This window comes from Priestia sp. 53B2 (assembly GCF_056099005.1).
Map to the genome: position 1 here is coordinate 1 of NZ_JBLZXA010000056.1, position 1223 is coordinate 1223.

Sequence of the window (1223 nt, forward strand, 5' to 3'; positions counted from 1 at the left end):
TTAAGGAGACTAAAGAGATGGAATCTGACTATGAATCTGTAGTAAGTAACTGTTAAGTTTAGGCTTAAGGAGACTAAAGAGATGGAATCTGACTATGAATCTGTAGTAAGTAACTGTTAAGTTTAGGCTTAAGGAGACTAAAGAGATGGAATCTGACTATGAATCTGTAGTAAGTAACTGTTAAGTTTAACTTAACTTTGACTTAACTTTAAAATCTATCTATAAAACTGTGTTTAATCACTGTTAGGTTTAACTGAGGTTTAACTAAAGGAGAGGTGGGACTAGAAAATTATATTAAGTGAGTAATAGGTTGAACTTAAGTTTGACTAGTGTTGAAAAACTAACTATAAACCTATATTAGACGATTTTTGGATGTAAGGTTAGTTGCAATTTTAGTATTTTTTAATCGTTAGGATAATAGCCTTTATTTTTCTTGTTTGAAAATATGACCTTAAAACTTCCTGTGCTTGCTGTTATAATGGCAGATGTTACCATTTTAAATATCTACCTTAATCACAATATCTCCAACACAACAGCTTCGAAACAAATTCAATTCACAAATGACAGCTTAAAAGAAGAAAATAAAGAGTTGAAAAAACAATTAAGTGAGGTTCGTCCTTCTGTCCAAGAACAACAAAAACGAGATTACTTGAATACGGTTAATCAATTCATCGATGTTTCTTATCATCGTGAAAAAGATGGATTTGAGGATCGTAAAAAGACTGCAAAATCCATCATGGACAAAGAGATTTATGAGCAATTTTATCCTTCTGAAAAGTTCGTATATGGAGATAGTTACACTTCGATTCCAAACGATTTACAGCTTTATGTACAACAATATGATGGAGGGCAAGAAGAGGTTGAAGTCATTGCAGAATTTACAAATCATCTTGTCATAAAAGATGAAAACGTCGACGATCAGACGCATGACATTATTAAAGTTTCTCTACGAAAAGAAGAGAATAAATGGATGGTTTATAGTATCGAAGAATTGAAAACAGAAATCATGAAATGAGGTGGTATAAGTGGCATTTAAAAAGCAATTGGAAGATTATCGATTTAATTTAAATCGTAATCGGTCATGGAAGTATACAGCAATGTTGATCTTTTTCTTTATCGGTTTTTTATCCTTACTGACATCGAAATTTTATTTAAAAACAGAAGATCCTTTGTATCATACGAATACCTATGAGGCGGTTTCTTCTAACATAACAGGAACCGTC

Annotated in this window: 1 protein-coding gene and 1 pseudogene; both read left to right on the forward strand. The window is 31.7% G+C overall.

Features of this window, described 5'->3' with window-relative positions:
* Nucleotides 1-478 precede the first annotated feature (478 nt).
* A complete protein-coding gene (locus ACN6NE_RS30960; protein WP_474329418.1) occupies nucleotides 479-1015 on the forward strand; it encodes a MerR family transcriptional regulator in 537 nt (178 codons plus the stop codon).
* A 10-nt stretch (nucleotides 1016-1025) separates the two neighbouring features.
* Nucleotides 1026-1223: pseudogene (locus ACN6NE_RS30965) on the forward strand (hypothetical protein); the annotation flags it as partial.